Below are 17,003 nucleotides of genomic sequence, written 5' to 3'. Positions count from 1 at the left end.
GAAGACTTAGCGGCGACGGAACAGCGGCAGCGGTTCGTCAGTGGCAGCCTGATAGGTCACCGAGAAGTCCTTGAGGCCTTCAAGCGCTTCGTACGGGTCTTTGTCGGCGCGAATGGCGAAGGCATCAAAACCGCAGCGATGCATGTAGAACAGCTGATCGCGCAGCACGTCGCCAATCGCCCGCAACTCACCTTTGAAACCGTAACGGTCGCGCAGCAGGCGGGCGTTGGAGTAATTGCGGCCGTCGGTGAACGCCGGGAAGTTCAAGGCAATCACCTGAAACTCGGCGACGTCTTCACCGATTTCCTCGGCTTCTTCGTCAGCGTCCAGCCAGACACCCAGACCACCGTCGCGGGCCTTGAGCATGCGGCTGTGTTCGCGCCACAGTTGCAACGGCACGATCAAGTCGTCGCAGTTGCTGATCTCGTCGATGTTGAAATCCTTGGGCAGCAAGTGCCAGGTTTCGTCGACGACCTCGTTGTTCTTAATGATTCGCTGCATAGACGCGTTCCTTGAAGAGGTCGATGCCAATACGCTGGTAGGTGTCGATGAAGCGCTCGTCTTCGGTACGTTGTTCAACGTACACGTCGATCAGCTTCGAGATCACGTCAGGCATGGCTTCCTGAGCGAAGGACGGGCCGAGGATCTTGCCCAGGCTCGCATCACGGCTGGCACTGCCGCCGAGGGAAACCTGATAGAACTCTTCGCCTTTCTTGTCGACGCCGAGGATGCCGATGTGGCCGACGTGGTGGTGACCGCAGGCGTTCATGCAACCGGAGATGTTCAGGTCCAGCTCGCCGATGTCGAACAAGTAATCGAGGTCGTCGAAACGACGCTGGATCGATTCGGCGATCGGGATCGACTTGGCGTTGGCCAGCGAGCAGAAATCACCGCCAGGGCAGCAGATGATGTCGGTCAGCAGGCCGATGTTCGGTGTGGCGAAACCGCCTTCACGCAGTTCGCCCCACAGGGTGAACAGCTGGCTTTGCTCGACGTCGGCCAGAATGATGTTCTGTTCGTGCGAGGTGCGCAGTTGACCGAAGCTGTAGCGGTCGGCCAGATCGGCGACGGCGTCGAGCTGCTTGTCGGTGATGTCGCCCGGCGCCACGCCGGTCGGTTTCAGCGACAGGGTTACCGCGACATAGCCCGGCTTCTTGTGCGCCAATGTGTTGCGGGTACGCCAGCGGGCGAAACCCGGATGCTCTTTGTCCAGCTCGGCCAGTTGCGCGGTCTGGTTGTCCAGCGCCTTGTAGTCCGGATCGACGAAGTGCTTGGCCACACGCTGCAGTTCGGCGTCGGTCAGCGTGGTCTGGCCACCGCGCAGGTGTTCCATTTCCGCATCGACTTTCTGTGCGAACACTTCCGGCGTGAGGGCTTTGACGAGGATCTTGATCCGCGCCTTGTATTTGTTGTCGCGACGGCCGTAGCGGTTGTACACCCGCAGGATCGCGTCGAGATAGCTCAACAAGTCCTGCCATGGCAGGAATTCGTTGATGAATGCGCCAACCACCGGCGTACGACCGAGGCCGCCGCCAACCAGCACGCGGAAACCCAGTTCGCCAGCGGCGTTGTGTACCGGCTCAAGGCCGATGTCATGGACTTCAATGGCGGCGCGGTCAGCGGTCGAACCGTTGACGGCGATCTTGAATTTGCGCGGCAGGTAGGCGAATTCCGGGTGGAATGTAGTCCACTGACGGACGATTTCGCACCATGGGCGCGGATCGATCACTTCGTCGGCGGCAACGCCGGCGAACTGGTCGGTGGTGACGTTGCGCAGGCAATTGCCGCTGGTCTGGATCGCGTGCATCTGCACGGTGGCCAGTTCAGCCAGAATGTCCGGGATGTCTTCCACCGCCGGCCAGTTGAACTGCACGTTCTGCCGCGTACTGATGTGGGCGTAGCCCTTGTCGTAGTCGCGGGCAATCTTGGCCATCATGCGCGTCTGACGCGAAGTCAGCTGGCCGTAAGGCACCGCCACACGCAACATCGGCGCGAAGCGCTGGATGTACAGGCCATTTTGCAGGCGCAGGGGGCGGAATTCTTCTTCGCTCAGCTCACCTGCCAGATAGCGTCGGGTCTGATCACGGAACTGCTTGACGCGGTCCTCGATGATCCGCTGATCGTACTCGTCGTATACGTACATATAAGTCCTGTTCTCAGGCTTGGGCCATTCGGAGTAGCACTGCGTTTTCGCTTGCTGGAGTCCGATTGTGCCTCTGCAATTCTGCGCGCACGGCCGCGCACTCCCTAACGGAGCCGGGGCAATATACCCGTTTGCAGTTATGCGCAAAAGTGATGTTTGAGTATATGTAAAGAACCAAATCGCCTAACGAGAATGGCTGTCAACTAACCCACATTTGTCGTGCGGACAATCATCGTCTTAACTGTGGTCGAGTCTTTCTGCAATCACCGATAAAACCGACAAGAGGCGATGCAATGAGCAATCCGACCAAGGCAAGAAAAAGCGACAGCAGTGTCGATGCGTGGGCCATTCTGTTCCTGATCATTCTCGTAGTAGGGACAGCGGTATTCTGGGTCAGCCATCAGTAAACGACCCATCCGGGCCTCGCTTGCGACAGATTGTCGGACAAAAAGCGGGATCAGGCATCAATAGCCGATGAAACGAGGGCTATAATGCGCGGCCATTTTTCGTTGGGCCCGGATGCTTCATGTTCAAGTTTTTCCATATCAGTCTTCTGTTGTTCGGCGCGCTGTTCCAGACCGGCGCGCGGGCAGAGTCTGTGCTGTTTTTGAATCCGGGTTCGACGCAAGAAGCCTTCTGGGTCAGCTATTCGCAATTCATGCAAGCGGCCGCCCATGATCTGGGCATCGATCTGCAGATTCTCTACTCACAACGTCAGCCCGAACTGACCCTCGCTCAAGCGCGCGTCGCGTTGCAGGGGGCGAATCGGCCTGAGTACCTGGTCTTCGTCAACGAACAATATGTCGCCCCGCAAATCCTGCGCCTGGCCGAGAACAGCGGCGTGAAGCTGTTTATGGTCAATGCCGCACTGACAGCTGACCAGCAGGCCATGGTCGGCGAGCGTGACGACCGCATTGGCAGCCTGGTGCCGAACGACGAGGAGGGCGGCTACCTGATGATGAAGGAGCTGATTCGCCTGCACCCGTCAACGCCAGGCACTGAGCCGATTGAAGTGTTGGCGTTCTCCGGGCTGAAGGTCACCCCCTCGGCGCAACTGCGCGAGCGCGGTATGCAGCGGGCACTCGCCGAGCATCCACAGATCCGCCTGCGGCAACTGGTGTACAGCGGCTGGATGCAAGAACGCGCTTATGAACAGGCCAAGCAGCTGTTCGCCCGCTACCCGAAGGTTTCGTTGGTGTGGTCGGCCAATGATGAAATGGCTTTCGGTGCGATGCGCGCTTTCACCGAGACCGGCAAAGTCCCCGGCAAAGATGCCTTGTTCAGTGCGGTCAACACTTCACCGGCGGCTTTGCAGGCACTGGTTGACGGGCGCCTGAGCGCGTTGGTCGGCGGACACTTCACCCTTGGCGGCTGGGCGTTGGTCGAGTTGCATGACGTCGAGCAGGGCGTCGATTTGAATAGTTACGGCGGCCGTGATCGGCAGATTCCGTTGCTGCAACTGATCGACAAACGTCACGCCCGACAAATGCTGGCCATGGGTGAGTCGCCGAACTACGGAGTAAATTTCCGCAAGCTCTCAGCCAAGGGACAACCGCAGTCGTATCGCTACCCTTTTACTCTGCAAACCCTGATGCGCTGAGCGCGTCAGACCCCGGCGAAGTGCAGCACCAGTTTGACGATGGCAAACAGCGTCAACGCAAACACCGCGGTGAACAGAATCCCCAGCATCACGAAATGGCTGGGCTTGCCATGGGTGAAGTCCCTTGCCCGGTTCTTGCCGCTCTGCACCCCGAACGCCGCCGCCATCACGCTGTGCAGCATCTGCCAGAAGGTCGGCGGTTTGTTGTCGACTGGATCGTCCATAAATCCCTCGTCTGCCGTGTGTGTCAGACAAGCATAGCCAACCCTTTCAAGGGCACCGCAAAAACAAATGTGGGAGCGACGGTGCGACGATTCGACTTGCTCGCGAAAGCGGTCGATCATTCAGTACTAATGTTGAATGACATGACGCCTTCGCGAGCAAGCTCGCTCCCACAGGGTGATGCGTTGAAGCTGGATTAGTTGTCGTAACCCAGGTTCGGCGCCAGCCAGCGCTCGGTCACGCTCAGTTCCTGGCCTTTTCGCGAGGTGTAGCTGGCGACTTGATCCTTGTCGACCTTGCCCACGGCAAAGTACTGCGCCTGCGGGTGGGCGAAGTACCAGCCGCTGACTGCTGCCGCCGGGAACATCGCATAGTGTTCGGTGAGGAACACGCCGCTGCGGCCGGCACGCATTTCTTCCGCTTCCGGGTCGAGCAGGGCGAACAGCGCGGCTTTCTCGGTGTGATCCGGGCACGCCGGATAACCCGGGGCAGGGCGGATGCCGCTGTATTGCTCTTTGATCAGCGCTTCGTTGTCGAGGGTTTCGTCCTTGGCATAACCCCAGTGCTCTTTACGCACTTGCTGGTGCAGCCATTCGGCGCACGCTTCAGCCAAACGGTCGGCCAGCGCTTTGACCATGATCGAGTTGTAGTCGTCGCCAGCGTCCTGATAAGCCTTGGCCACTTCTTCGGCGCCGATACCAGCGGTAGTGATGAAACCACCGACGTAGTCGGTCACTTCGCTGTCCTTCGGTGCAACGAAGTCGGCCAGCGAGAAGTTTGGCTTGCCGTCGGTCTTGATGATCTGCTGACGCAGGTGATGCAGCTTGGCCAATGGCTGGCCGTCATCGCCGTACAGTTCGATATCGTCGTCATGCACCTGATTGGCCGGCCAGAAGCCGAACACCGCGCGGGCGCTGATCAGCTTCTCGTCGATCAGTTTGGCGAGCATTTCCTGCGCGTCCTTGTACAACGCGGTGGCGGCTTCACCGACCACTTCGTCTTCGAGGATGCGCGGGAATTTGCCAGCCAGATCCCAAGAGATGAAGAACGGCGTCCAGTCGATGTATTCGGCCAGCACCTTGAGATCGATGTTGTCCAGCACCTTGCTGCCGGTAAACGTCGGTTTGACCGGCTCATAAGTCGCCCAGTCAAACTGGGGTTTCTTGGCGATGGCTGCTGCGTAGCTCAAGCGCTCGGTGCGGGCGCTGCGGTTGGCGGTGCGTTCACGCACTTCAACGTATTCCAGGCGCGTCTTCTCGACGAAACCGGCCTTCAATTCCTTCGACAGCAGTTGCGTAGCCACACCCACCGCGCGGGAGGCGTCGGTCACGTAAACCACGGCATCGTTGCTGTACTTCGGCTCGATCTTCACCGCCGTGTGCGCTTTGGAGGTGGTCGCGCCACCGATCATCAGCGGCAGATGGAAGTCCTGACGCTGCATCTCGCGAGCGACGTGAACCATTTCATCCAGCGACGGCGTGATCAGACCAGAGAGACCGATGATGTCGCACTTCTGCTCTTTGGCCACCTGCAGGATCTTCTCTGCCGGCACCATCACGCCGAGGTCGACGATGTCATAGCCGTTGCAACCGAGCACCACGCCGACAATGTTCTTGCCGATGTCATGCACGTCGCCTTTCACGGTCGCCATGAGGATCTTGCCCTTGGCTTCCGGCTTGTCGCCTTTTTCCAGTTCGATGAACGGGATCAGGTGCGCCACGGCCTGCTTCATCACCCGGGCGGATTTCACCACTTGCGGGAGGAACATTTTGCCAGCGCCGAACAGATCGCCAACGATGTTCATGCCGGACATCAGCGGGCCTTCGATGACTTCGATCGGGCGGGCGAACGACTGACGCGATTCTTCGGTGTCTTCAACGATGTGCGTGGTGATGCCTTTGACCAGCGCATGCTCCAGACGCTTGTTGACCTCCCAGCTGCGCCACTCTTCGGTCTCGGCTTCCTTGACGCTGCCGTCGCCCTTGTACTTGTCGGCAATGGCGAGGAGGGCGTCGGTGCCGTTTGGCGTGCGGTTGAGCACCACGTCTTCAACGGCGTCGCGCAGTTCCTGCGGGATCTGGTCGTAGATCTCCAGTTGACCGGCGTTGACGATGCCCATGGTCAGGCCGGCGCGGATCGCATACAGCAGGAACACCGAGTGGATCGCCTCACGCACCGGGTTGTTGCCCCGGAACGAGAACGACACGTTGGACACGCCGCCCGAGGTCAGCGCATACGGCAGTTCGTCGCGGATGTAGGCACAGGCGTTGATGAAGTCGACTGCGTAGTTGTTGTGTTCTTCGATGCCGGTGGCGACGGCGAAGATGTTCGGGTCGAAGATGATGTCTTCCGGCGGGAAGCCGACTTCGTTGACCAGAATGTCGTAGGAGCGTTTGCAGATCTCTTTCTTGCGCGCTTCGGTGTCGGCCTGGCCGGCTTCGTCGAACGCCATCACCACCACTGCCGCGCCGTAACGCTTGCACAGTTTGGCGTGATGGATGAACTGCTCGACGCCTTCTTTCATGCTGATCGAGTTGACGATGCCCTTGCCCTGAATGCACTTGAGGCCGGCCTCGATCACTTCCCACTTGGAGGAGTCGATCATGATCGGGACGCGCGAGATGTCCGGTTCGCCGGCAATCAGATTGAGGAAGGTCACCATGGCCTTCTTCGAATCGAGCATGCCTTCGTCCATGTTGATGTCGATCACCTGCGCACCGGCCTCGACCTGTTGCAGGGCGACTTCCAGCGCTTCGGTGTAGTTGTCTTCACGGATCAGGCGGGCGAACTTCGCCGAACCGGTGATGTTGGTGCGCTCGCCGACGTTAACGAACAGCGAACTGCGATCGATGGTGAACGGCTCCAGACCCGAGAGGCGGCAAGCCTTGGGAATGTCCGGAATCTGACGCGGCGCGTAACCGGCAACAGCTTTGGCGATGGCTTCAATGTGCCCCGGCGTGGTGCCGCAGCAACCGCCGACGATGTTGAGGAAGCCGCTCTGGGCGAACTCTTCGATGACTTTGGCGGTTTCCGACGGCAGTTCGTCGTACTCGCCGAATTCGTTCGGCAGGCCGGCGTTCGGGTGCGCGGAAACGTGGGCGCTGGCCTTGTTCGACAGCTCTTCCAGGTACGGACGCAATTCGCTCGCGCCGAGCGCGCAGTTGAGGCCGACCGAGATTGGCTTGGCGTGTGCCACCGAGTTCCAGAACGCTTCGGTGGTCTGGCCCGACAGGGTCCGGCCGGAGGCATCGGTGATGGTCCCGGAAATCATGATCGGCAGTTCGATGTGCAGCTCTTCGAACACGCCTTGCACGGCGAAGATCGCTGCTTTGGCGTTGAGGGTGTCGAAAATGGTTTCGATCAGGATCAGGTCGGCGCCGCCCTCGATCAGACCTTTGGTGGCTTCGGTGTAGTTTTCCACCAGCTCATCAAAGGTGACGTTGCGATAGCCGGGGTTGTTGACGTCCGGCGACAGCGAGCAGGTGCGGCTGGTCGGGCCGAGCACGCCGGCGACGAAACGCGGCTTGTCCGGGTTCTCGGCGGTCTTGGCGTCGGCGACCTTGCGCGCCAGACGCGCGCCTTCTACGTTTAACTCGTAGGCCTGTTCTTCCATGCCGTAGTCGGCCATGGAAATGCGCGTGGCGTTGAAGGTGTTGGTTTCGAGGATGTCGGCGCCGGCATCCAGGTAGGCTTTTTCGATGCCGCCGATCACGTCGGGACGGGTGAGCACCAACAGGTCGTTGTTGCCCTTGACGTCACTCGGCCAGTCCGCGAAGCGTTTGCCGCGATAATCCTGCTCTTCGAGCTTGTAGCTCTGGATCATCGTGCCCATACCGCCGTCGAGTATCAGGATGCGCTCTTTGAGAGCTTGCTTGAGAGCTTGAAGGCGGACGCTGCGATCGGACATTTGGACTACTCGGAAAGACCATTACGAAGGAGCGGGATCATAGCAAACCTGTGCGCTTTTGGAGCATGCGGGGCTTTTGCATGAATATCGCTCATGTTGGTACGAGCGTCATACTGTAGACTCACGGCGTTTTTTTACAATCGGGATCAGCAGCATGTCTTACCGCGTCATTGGTTTTGTGTTGCTGTTTCTCAGCTGGGGCGCCGTGGCGCAAGAGCCCACGATCTCGTACAGCCGTGATATTCAACCGATCTTCACCGAGAAGTGCGTGGCCTGCCATGCGTGTTACGACTCGGCGTGTCAGCTCAATCTGGGCAGTGGCGAAGGCGCCGCCCGTGGTGCGAGCAAAATGCCGGTCTACGATGGCGAGCGCACACAAGCGGCACCGACTACTCGGCTGTTCTACGACGCCTTTGGCAAACGTGCCTGGCAGCAGAAAGACTTCTATTCAGTGCTCGATGCGCAGGGCAGTCAGGCGGCGCTGATGGCGCGCATGCTCGAACTCGGGCACAAGACGCCGCTGACACCGAACGCCAAACTCCCGCAAGACATCGTGCTGGGCCTGAATCGCGAGAACATGTGCGCGCTGCCCGCCGAGTTCGAAGGCTACGCCGGCGCTCATCCGAAAGAAGGCATGCCGCTGGCGGTCACCGGGCTGACCGATCAGCAATATCAGACGCTGCAGCGCTGGCTGGCCTCTGGTGCGCCGATTGATGAGCAAGGCCTGGCACCGAGCGCCAAAGAGGCACTGCAAATCGTCCAGTGGGAAAACCTGCTCAATACTCCCGGCGCCCGGCAGAGTCTGGTCGGACGCTGGCTGTACGAGCACTTGTACCTCGCGCACCTCTATTTCAAGGATGGCGAGCCGGGGCATTACTTCCAGTGGGTGCGTTCGCGCACACCGACTGGCCAGCCGATCGACCTGATCGCCACCCGTCGTCCGAATGACGATCCGGGCACCCAGGTGTATTACCGCTTGTGGCCGGTGCAGGGCGTGATCGTGCATAAAACCCACATCACCTACCCGCTGAGCGCGGCGAAGATGGCGCGGGTCAAAAGCCTGTTCTACAGCGGCAACTGGCAGGTCAATGCGCTGCCCGGTTACGGCCCGCAGAGCCGCGCCAATCCGTTTGCCACGTTCGAGGCGATTCCGGCGCAGGCGCGTTATCAGTTCATGCTTGATAACGCCGAATACTTTGTCCGCACCTTTATTCGTGGGCCGGTGTGCCGGGGGCAGATCGCCACGGACGTGATCCGCGACAACTTCTGGGCACTGTTCCAGGCACCGGAACACGACCTCTATATCACCGACCCGAACTATCGCGGCCAGGCCACGCCGCTGCTGGCCATGCCGGGACAGAACGACGATGTCGGCAGCGTCCTCAGCTTGTGGCGCAACTATCGCGACAAGCGAAACGAGTACGAGGCCTTGCGCCGCGACAGCTACGCCGATCTGCCCGCGCCGAGCTGGTCGACACTGTGGGCCGGCAATGACAACGCGTTGCTGAGCATTTTCCGCCACTTCGACAGCGCTTCGGTGACCAAAGGCCTGATCGGCGAGGTGCCGCAAACGATGTGGCTGTTTGACTATCCCTTGCTCGAGCGCACCTATTACCAGTTGGCGGTCAACTTTGATGTGTTCGGCAACGTCTCGCATCAGGCGCAAACCCGTCTGTATTTCGACCTGATCCGCAACGGCGCCGAGCAAAACTTCCTGCGCCTGATGCCGGCCGATTCCCGTGAGGATTACCTCGACGATTGGTATCAGAGCAGCGGCCAGTTCAAGATGTGGCTCGATTATGAGGCGATTGACGACGATAAGCCGACCGCGCTGAAGCTCGACGAAAAAGACCCGAAATACGACTTCGCCATGCAATTACTCGCGCGTTACGGCGATCTCAATGCACGGCCCGATCCGATCAACCGTTGCGACGGCGCTTATTGCTCGCGGCCGAACATCGAGCCGGCGCTGCAAAATGCCGAACAGGCGCTGAGTCGCCTGACCTCGCGCCCGGCCGCCGGTTTGAAGGTCATCGACCAGTTGCCGGAAGCGACCATGCTGCGCATTGAAACTGCCAGCGGCAAACGCGAGGTCTACAGCCTGTTGCGCAACCGCGCGCACAGCAATGTGGCGTTCCTGCTCGGTGAGTCGCTGCGCTATCAGCCTGGGCTGGACACAATTACCATTTTTCCGGGCGTGCTCAGCAGTTATCCGAACTTCATTTTCAACATTCCGGCCGATCAAGTCCCCGAGTTTGTTGATGCAATGGAAAACGCCAAGGACGGCAATCGTTTCGAGAAAATCGTCGAACGCTGGGGTATTCGGCGCAGTCACCCGCAATTCTGGTTCTATTTCCACGATCTGAGCCAATACCTGCACGAAACCGATCCGGTGGAAGAGGGCGTGCTGGATATGAACCGCTACGAGAATCTTTGATCGTTTGAGATTGGCCGACTGTCACAGTTTCAAGCAACACCGCAAAACCCCTGTAGGAGTGAGCCTGCTCGCGATAGCGGAAAATCAGGCACTGGAGATGTTGAATGTGCCGCCGCCATCGCGAGCAGGCTCACTCCTACAAGGGATCTGCGGTGGTTTCAGGAATTGTGGACGGGAGCGGCCGATGTTGATTTCAGTGCAAGCCCTGCGTGCGCTGGCCGCGTGGACGGTGGTCTGCCACCACTTCATGCAGATTTTCTTCGACTTCAAAGCGCGCGGGCCGATCGGCCAACTGTTTATCGACAAAGGCGCGGTGGGCGTCGATATTTTCTTTGTCATCAGCGGGTTGGTGATTTTCCTGTCTACCGAGAGCAAACCGCTGCCGCCAGCGCGATTTCTGCTGTACCGGCTGTTTCGCATTGTCCCGGCGTACTGGCTGTACACGCTGCTGATGGCGCTGCTGGTGGTGTTCGCCCAGCCGTTGTTGCCGGATCAAACCGTGGATTGGGCGCACCTGCTGTTGTCGCTGGTGTTCATTCCGACTGAGAACCCCGGCGGCTACGGCATTTATCCGACGCTGAATGTCGGCTGGACGCTCAACTACGAAATGCTGTTCTACCTGCTGTTTGCCTGGGCGCTGCTGTTTCGCTTGCAGGTACGGTTGTTGGTGGTTGCGGCGCTGTTGTTCGCCGTGTGTCAGACCTGGACCGGGTTTGGCTGGATCAGTGAGTTCTATCGTTCGGACATCGTCTACGAGTTTCTACTGGGGATTGGCATCGGCATGCTTTATCGCCGGGGCTGGATCGGCACCGGCCTGTGGCTGCCGCTGCTGGCGATCGGCGCAGCGCTGCTGATGATCTATCACCTGGCGCCGGCGCCAAGGCTGCTGAACTGGGGCGTGCCGAGCGCAGTGCTGGTCATGGCGTGTATCTCACTTGAGCGTTATGTCGAGCGCAGCCATGTGCTCAAACTGCTGGGTGATTGCTCGTATTCGGTGTATCTGATGCACGTTCTGGTGCTGTCGGCGGGTGGATTTATCGCGCAGCGCTACGCGATCAACCCGTATTTGATGTTTGTGGTGTGTGCGCTGGCGATTGGCGTTGGCTCGTGGTTGAGCTACGAATGGGTGGAAAAACGCAGTTACCATTGGCTCAAGGCGCAGATTGATGAGAAGCCGGACAAGAATCTTTCCCGACAAAAATACTAGGACTTTGTCCGGCGCAACGATTGGCGTAAACTGCGCCCAAGCCTGCGAGGAGTTTCCATGACCGCTATTACCATTACCGACGCCGCCCACGATTACCTGGCTGATCTGCTCTCCAAGCAGAACACCCCGGGCATCGGCATCCGCGTCTTCATCACCCAGCCTGGCACCCAGTACGCCGAAACCTGTATTGCCTACTGCAAGCCGGGCGAAGAAAAACCTGAAGACACCGCGCTGGGGCTGAAAAGCTTCACCGCTTATATCGATCACTTCAGCGAAGCGTTTCTCGATGACGCCGTTGTCGATTACGCCACTGACCGCATGGGCGGCCAGCTGACCATCAAGGCGCCAAATGCCAAAGTACCGATGGTCAACGCCGACAGCCCGGTCAACGAGCGCATCAACTACTACCTGCAAACCGAAATCAACCCGGGGCTGGCCAGCCACGGCGGTCAGGTCAGCCTGATCGATGTGGTTGAAGACGGCATCGCCGTGCTGCAGTTCGGTGGCGGTTGCCAGGGCTGCGGCCAGGCGGACGTGACCCTGAAGGAAGGCATCGAGCGTACCTTGCTCGAGCGCATCCCTGAGCTGAAGGGCGTTCGCGACGTGACCGACCACACGCAGAAAGAAAACGCCTACTACTAAGGTGTTCGCTGCGGACATAAAAAACGGCGCCCCGTGAGCGCCGTTTTTTTATGGGTGAAATTTAATGACGCCTTCGCGAGCAAGCTCGCTCCCACATTTGGAATGCGATCAAATGTGGGAGCGAGCCTGCTCGCGAAGGGGCCTTCATGGGCGATAGAGATGAGCATGCCCGGCGCGATACAACGATGATTCGCTAAACACCTCACTGCCCAGCACCCGGCCCACCAGAATCAACGCCGTACGCCGAAACCCTTTGGCCTCAACCTTTCCGGCGATATCCGCCAGCGTCCCCACCACCCAATCCTGATCCGGCCACGTCGCCCGGTGAATCACCGCAATCGGGCAATCCGCGCCGTAATGCGGCAGCAGTTCCGCCAGAATCTTCTCCAGATGGTTGACCCCCAAATGAATCGCCATGGTCGCGCCATGCTGCGCCAGATTGCCGAGCTCTTCGCCTGCCGGCATGGCTGTCTTGTCGGCGTAGCGAGTCAGAATCACACTTTGCGACACGTCCGGCAGAGTCAACTCCGCCCCAAGCAATGCCGCACAGGCTGCGGTCGCAGTCACGCCGGGAATGATCTCGAATGGAATATTCAGCTCACGCAGATAACGGATCTGCTCACCGATCGCGCCATACAGACTCGGATCGCCGGAGTGCACCCGCGCCACATCCTGACCCTTGGCATGCGCGGTCTTGATAAGTTCGATGATCTGCTCCAGATGCAATTCAGCGCTGTTGACCACCGTCTCGGCCTGATGGCCGTCGAGCACCGCCGCTGGCACCAGCGAACCTGCGTAGATAATCACCGGGCAGCTGCGGATCAGCCGCTGGCCTTTGATAGTGATCAATTCCGGGTCGCCGGGGCCGGCGCCGATGAAGTAGACAGTCATCGTTGAATCCTGAGTAAAAGAGGGCACGACCGCGTTGCAGATGAGCAACGCTCATGATCAATGGCGGGGATTATCGGGACTTTACGCCGCGCCGGCCAATGCCAGTGTTGCCTGAGCGTATTTTTGCCGGGAAATCAGCAGTTTTGCCGGAGCCTGAATCAACTGTTCGGCGAGGGCCAGCGCAGCACTCTCGGCAACGCCGTAGCAGCCGGTTCGTTCGTAGGCGATTTGCGAATGGTGACTGAGTCGTTGCTGGTAACTGGCGAGTTCTTCACTGCTGAAATACAGCAGTGGCAAGGCTAACTGGGCAGCCAGCTCCTGTAGGCCGGGTTCATCCCGTTTCAAGTCGATGCTGGCCAGCGCCTTGACCGCTTCCAGTTCAATGCGATGTGCCTGTAATGCCTGATCAAGCAAGGCGCGCAGCGTGCTGGCCGGGCAGCCGCGCTGGCAGCCCAGGCCGACCACGAAGGTCGGCGCTGCGCTGTCATTGGTCATGCGTGGTATTGGCCAGCGTTTTTGCGGCGGAACAACCAGGCGCTGATCAGGCCCAGGGCCAGCCAGAACGCGACGTTGGTCAGCTGCGAAGCGATTTTGAACTGCGCTTCCAATGCCTCGGGTGCGAGCATCGAATGCACTTCCGGCTGCGGTGCGCCGATCACGTGCGGTACGGCAAGAATCGCCACGCCGAGGATCTTCATCAGCCAGTGACGGCTGAACACGATGAGAGCCAGGCCGGCAGCGGTCGAAGCGGCCGTGCCGATCCACCACGTCTGCCGCGAAGCCAGATCGGCCGCAGCGGTGCCGGGCAATTCAGGTGGCAGGCCCATCGTCGGTGCCAGTACGAATGTGGCGTAACCGGCCAGTCCCCAGAGCAGGCCTTGCGAGGTTTTGGTCGGGGCGCGCAGGGTGTACAGGCCCGCGAGCATCAGGGCGAAACCGACGGCTACCACCAGATTGCCGCCCGTGGTCGAGACCACGCGCTGCCAACCGTCTTCCGGTTCCCAGGCTTCAGCATCGTGGGTGTGCGCAGCGGTGCCGGCGGCGTGTTCGTGAACTTCAGCCACCGGTTCGGCTTTCTCGAAGGTTTCCGCCTGCAGAATCAGCGGCGAGACCCAGAAGCTTTGCAGCAGAGTGAGGAGCAGGGCGGCCAGCAGACCGGTGAAACCTGCGGTTTGCGCAATACGCTTGATCATGTCGGCAGGTCTCAGTGGCACGGGAACGCGGCGCTGTGGCGGGTATCGTGGGCGGCGTTGTGCACCGCTTCGATGTGCGAGAAACCGGCGAAGTAGACCAGGCTGGCGCCGAGGATCGACGCGAAGATCGCGGCGGTCAGGCGTTGGCTAAGGGTGGTGGTGCTGGAAATTTTGTCCGTGTTGCTGCCGGTGCTGCTGATGATCGACATGGCGCTTCCCTCTGGAATGTCAGTGGGTGAATCGAGCGCATGAAAACCCCTGCGGGTCGGGCTCGCAGAGGTTCGAACAGCGCCCGCCCACCGCGGGTTTGTTATGTTCAGCGACGCACAAGGTGCGGGCTGTGTGTTGCGGGCCGGTCTCCGGGCTCACGAGGGGTTGGCGTCAGGCCGACCTGCAAGCGTCACCTTCCCATGCCTTGTTGGCACAGTGGTTTTGACGCTTCGCTCGCTTACCGTTGCGGGGGCAGCACCGGACTGACATGGGCTTGAGTAAAGCACATGATTCACCGGTTTCCCGTTTCACCCTGTGAAGGGCACCCGTAACAAGTTGTGTAGGAGAGCATGAGGCGGGGATTTTAGTCAATTTTGTGGGTGGATCCGTTGCTGCGGTAACGGCTTGTTAGGGTTCCGCCCTGACGTTCGGCCCGCTCGCTAAAGCTCGGAGTTCCTTCGCTGCGGGATCGATCCGGGCGCAGCGCCTACGGTTTGCTTCGCTGCACCTCCTCTCGCTGTGTTTGGTTGCGCTCCCACGCCCGGATCAATCCCGGAACGAAGCCTTCCGACGTCGCCCGTGGATCAAGATCAAGAGCAGGCGAGCTGACACTCGGCCTATTGAGTGGTGAAGAGCGTGGGTGTTCGGCTTTTGATTTGCGTTATTGCTGCCCCTCACCCCAGCCCTCTCCCGAGGGAGAGGGAGCCGATTTGTGAGCTTTTCAGAATCTGAGTTCAACGCGATATCGCACGTCGGCGTCCCTCGCCCAAACAACTCGATCAGTCCCCTCTCCCTCCGGGAGAGGGCTAGGGTGAGGGGCTTTTGATCCGGCTTTTGATCTGGCTTTTTTGCCCCTTCGGCAGGCCGAGCGGAGGTGTTCATCCGGGGGTTAGGCGCGCAGCGCCGTGCGGCGCAGCCGCATTCATCGAGAGGAGGTGCAGCGAAGCAAACCGTAGGCGATGCCCCCGGATGGACACCGTAGCGAGGGAACACTGAGCCTCAGCGAAGTGCCGTACGCCGGGGCAAAGCCTTTTGGGTTACCTTTTCGGCGTTTGGAAAAGGTGACTCGCTGTAAGAGCGAAACCGCCAGAAGCAGCACCCGCAGCAACGGATATGCCCCCAATCCAAAACCCCCAAAGCATTGACCCAAAACCACACCATGCGTAGCCTTGCGCTTTCGAGGTTCTTCGGCCCACGCCGAAGCTAAGAAGGGAACGCGGTCAATGCCGCGGCTGCCCCCGCAACTGTGAACGGTGATGTTCGCTGCCACGCCACTGCCAGCTCAATCTATGAGCCAGCGGGAAGGCGCAGCAAACGCCAGGCCCCACGCCTGAACACCGTCAGCCAGGAGACCTGCCTCGACACAGATTCTCACTACAACCGGGCGGGGTGATCCGGTGGCGAACGCTTCCGGCGCGCACGCGCGTTGCCGGTTCTCGTCCCGTATGCCCGCCGCTTGCCAAAGGGCATACCGATGAAAACACTGGCCAAACTCCCCGTCACCATCGTCACCGGCTTCCTCGGCTCGGGCAAAACTACATTGCTGCGGCACATGCTCGACAACGCTCAGGGCCGTCGCATCGCGGTGATCGTCAACGAGTTCGGCGAGTTGGGCATCGACGGTGAAATCCTCAAGCAATGCACCATCGGCTGCACCGAAGAAGAAGCCACCGGCCGCGTTTACGAATTGGCCAACGGCTGCCTGTGCTGCACCGTTCAGGAAGAATTTTTCCCGGTGATGCGCGAACTGGTCGCCCGTCGTGGCGATCTCGACCACATCCTCATCGAAACCTCGGGCCTGGCCCTGCCAAAACCGCTGGTGCAAGCCTTCCAGTGGCCGGAAATCCGCAGCGCCTGCACCGTTGACGCGGTGATCACCGTGGTCGACAGCCCGGCCGTGGCCGCTGGCACCTTTGCCGCGTTCCCGGATCAGGTCGATGCGCAGCGCAAACTCGACCCGAACCTCGATCACGAGTCGCCGCTGCACGAGTTGTTCGCCGACCAACTGGCCAGCGCCGATCTGGTCATCCTCAACAAGGCCGACCAGACCAGCCCGGAAGACCTCGCTCGCGTTCGTGCAGAAGTCGCCGAAGAATTGCCGCCCGCCGTCAAAATCATCGAAGCCAGCAACGGTCGCCTGCCGCTGGACGTGCTGATCGGCCTCGGCGCCGGTTCCGAAGAACACATCGACAGTCGCCACAGCCACCATGATCATCACCACGGTGAAGGCGATGACGACCACGATGACCACGATCACGACGCCTTCGATTCGATCTCCATCGAACTGCCGCAAGCTGATGAAAGCCTGCTGCTCGACGCCCTGACGCAATTGGTGGTCAAGCACGGCATCCTGCGTGTCAAAGGTTTCGCGGCGATTCCGAACAAGCCGATGCGCCTGTTGATCCAGGGCGTGGGCACGCGTTTTGACAAGCACTTCGACCGTCAGTGGGGCGCCGAAGAAGCGCGCGTTACCCGTCTGGTATTGATCGGCCAGCAACTCGACGCCGCGCAACTCGAAGCGCAACTGCGCGCCGCGCTCAGCGTTTAAATC

General features: G+C 59.9%; 13 protein-coding genes and 2 riboswitches. Of the genes, 5 read left to right on the top strand and 8 right to left on the bottom strand.

What is annotated here, in order from left to right; all coding sequences use genetic code 11:
• Positions 1–6: 6 nt before the first annotated feature.
• A complete protein-coding gene (locus HUW52_RS18400) occupies positions 7–501 on the bottom strand; it encodes a DUF934 domain-containing protein (RefSeq protein WP_038368934.1) in 495 nt (164 codons plus the stop codon).
• On the bottom strand, positions 485–2,143 hold the full coding sequence (locus HUW52_RS18395) for a nitrite/sulfite reductase (RefSeq protein ID WP_007912574.1): 1,659 nt from the start codon (positions 2,141–2,143) through the stop codon (positions 485–487). Before HUW52_RS18395 ends, HUW52_RS18400 begins: the two co-directional genes overlap by 17 nt.
• Before the next feature lie 526 nt (positions 2,144–2,669).
• On the opposite strand from HUW52_RS18395, the gene HUW52_RS18390 reads away from it, so the two are divergent.
• Positions 2,670–3,743, top strand: a complete 1,074-nt coding sequence (locus HUW52_RS18390) for an ABC transporter substrate-binding protein (RefSeq protein WP_175554486.1) — start codon at positions 2,670–2,672, stop codon at positions 3,741–3,743.
• A gap of 5 nt (positions 3,744–3,748) precedes the next feature.
• Here the strand turns inward: HUW52_RS18390 and HUW52_RS18385 are convergent, their stop codons facing one another.
• Both HUW52_RS18385 and metH read right to left on the bottom strand, forming a co-directional pair.
• The gene (locus tag HUW52_RS18385; protein WP_016983294.1) at positions 3,749–3,967 is read right to left on the bottom strand and encodes a DUF2970 domain-containing protein; all 219 of its coding nucleotides are present in this window, start codon (positions 3,965–3,967) and stop codon (positions 3,749–3,751) included.
• A 194-nt stretch (positions 3,968–4,161) separates the two neighbouring features.
• The gene (gene metH, locus HUW52_RS18380; RefSeq protein ID WP_175554485.1) at positions 4,162–7,872 is read right to left on the bottom strand and encodes a methionine synthase; all 3,711 of its coding nucleotides are present in this window, start codon (positions 7,870–7,872) and stop codon (positions 4,162–4,164) included.
• A 154-nt stretch (positions 7,873–8,026) separates the two neighbouring features.
• Here metH and HUW52_RS18375 point away from each other — a divergent pair, with 154 nt between their 5' ends.
• The 3 genes from HUW52_RS18375 (at position 8,027) to nfuA (ending at position 12,158) form a co-directional block, all read left to right on the top strand.
• On the top strand, positions 8,027–10,309 hold the full coding sequence (locus HUW52_RS18375) for a fatty acid cis/trans isomerase (protein WP_175554484.1): 2,283 nt from the start codon (positions 8,027–8,029) through the stop codon (positions 10,307–10,309).
• A 184-nt stretch (positions 10,310–10,493) separates the two neighbouring features.
• A complete protein-coding gene (locus HUW52_RS18370; protein ID WP_175554483.1) occupies positions 10,494–11,516 on the top strand; it encodes an acyltransferase in 1,023 nt (340 codons plus the stop codon).
• Positions 11,517–11,573: 57 nt separating this feature from the next.
• Positions 11,574–12,158 carry a Fe-S biogenesis protein NfuA gene (gene nfuA, locus HUW52_RS18365; RefSeq protein ID WP_007912592.1) on the top strand — a complete coding sequence of 195 codons (585 nt, stop codon included), beginning with the start codon at positions 11,574–11,576 and terminating at the stop codon, positions 12,156–12,158.
• Positions 12,159–12,302: 144 nt separating this feature from the next.
• On the opposite strand, the gene cobM is transcribed toward nfuA, so the two are convergent.
• The 4 genes from cobM to HUW52_RS18345 form a co-directional block, all read right to left on the bottom strand.
• On the bottom strand, positions 12,303–13,049 hold the full coding sequence (gene cobM / locus HUW52_RS18360; RefSeq protein WP_016983298.1) for a precorrin-4 C(11)-methyltransferase: 747 nt from the start codon (positions 13,047–13,049) through the stop codon (positions 12,303–12,305).
• A gap of 81 nt (positions 13,050–13,130) precedes the next feature.
• Positions 13,131–13,544 carry a cobalamin biosynthesis protein gene (locus HUW52_RS18355; RefSeq protein WP_016983299.1) on the bottom strand — a complete coding sequence of 138 codons (414 nt, stop codon included), beginning with the start codon at positions 13,542–13,544 and terminating at the stop codon, positions 13,131–13,133.
• Complete coding sequence (locus tag HUW52_RS18350; RefSeq protein ID WP_175554482.1) at positions 13,541–14,242, bottom strand: CbtA family protein; 702 nt, start codon at positions 14,240–14,242, stop codon at positions 13,541–13,543. The genes HUW52_RS18355 and HUW52_RS18350 overlap by 4 nt, the downstream gene beginning before the upstream one ends.
• 11 nt (positions 14,243–14,253) lie before the next feature.
• Positions 14,254–14,451: a CbtB domain-containing protein gene (locus tag HUW52_RS18345; RefSeq protein ID WP_016983301.1), complete on the bottom strand. Its 198-nt coding sequence runs from the start codon at positions 14,449–14,451 to the stop codon at positions 14,254–14,256.
• A 123-nt stretch (positions 14,452–14,574) separates the two neighbouring features.
• Positions 14,575–14,797: riboswitch (cobalamin riboswitch) on the bottom strand.
• Between the two features lie 818 nt (positions 14,798–15,615).
• A riboswitch (cobalamin riboswitch) is annotated at positions 15,616–15,828 on the top strand.
• Positions 15,829–15,926: 98 nt separating this feature from the next.
• Between HUW52_RS18345 and cobW the strand changes: the two genes are divergently transcribed.
• Positions 15,927–17,000, top strand: coding sequence for a cobalamin biosynthesis protein CobW (gene cobW, locus HUW52_RS18340; RefSeq protein ID WP_150709133.1), 1,074 nt, complete (start codon positions 15,927–15,929; stop codon positions 16,998–17,000).
• Positions 17,001–17,003 lie beyond the last annotated feature (3 nt).

Source organism: Pseudomonas sp. 43A (assembly GCF_013363935.1).
In the GTDB taxonomy this organism is placed as follows: Bacteria; Pseudomonadota; Gammaproteobacteria; order Pseudomonadales; family Pseudomonadaceae; genus Aquipseudomonas; species Aquipseudomonas crudilactis.
The sequence above is the reverse complement of the archived record's forward strand: the minus strand, read 5'-3'. Positions and strand labels throughout refer to the sequence as shown.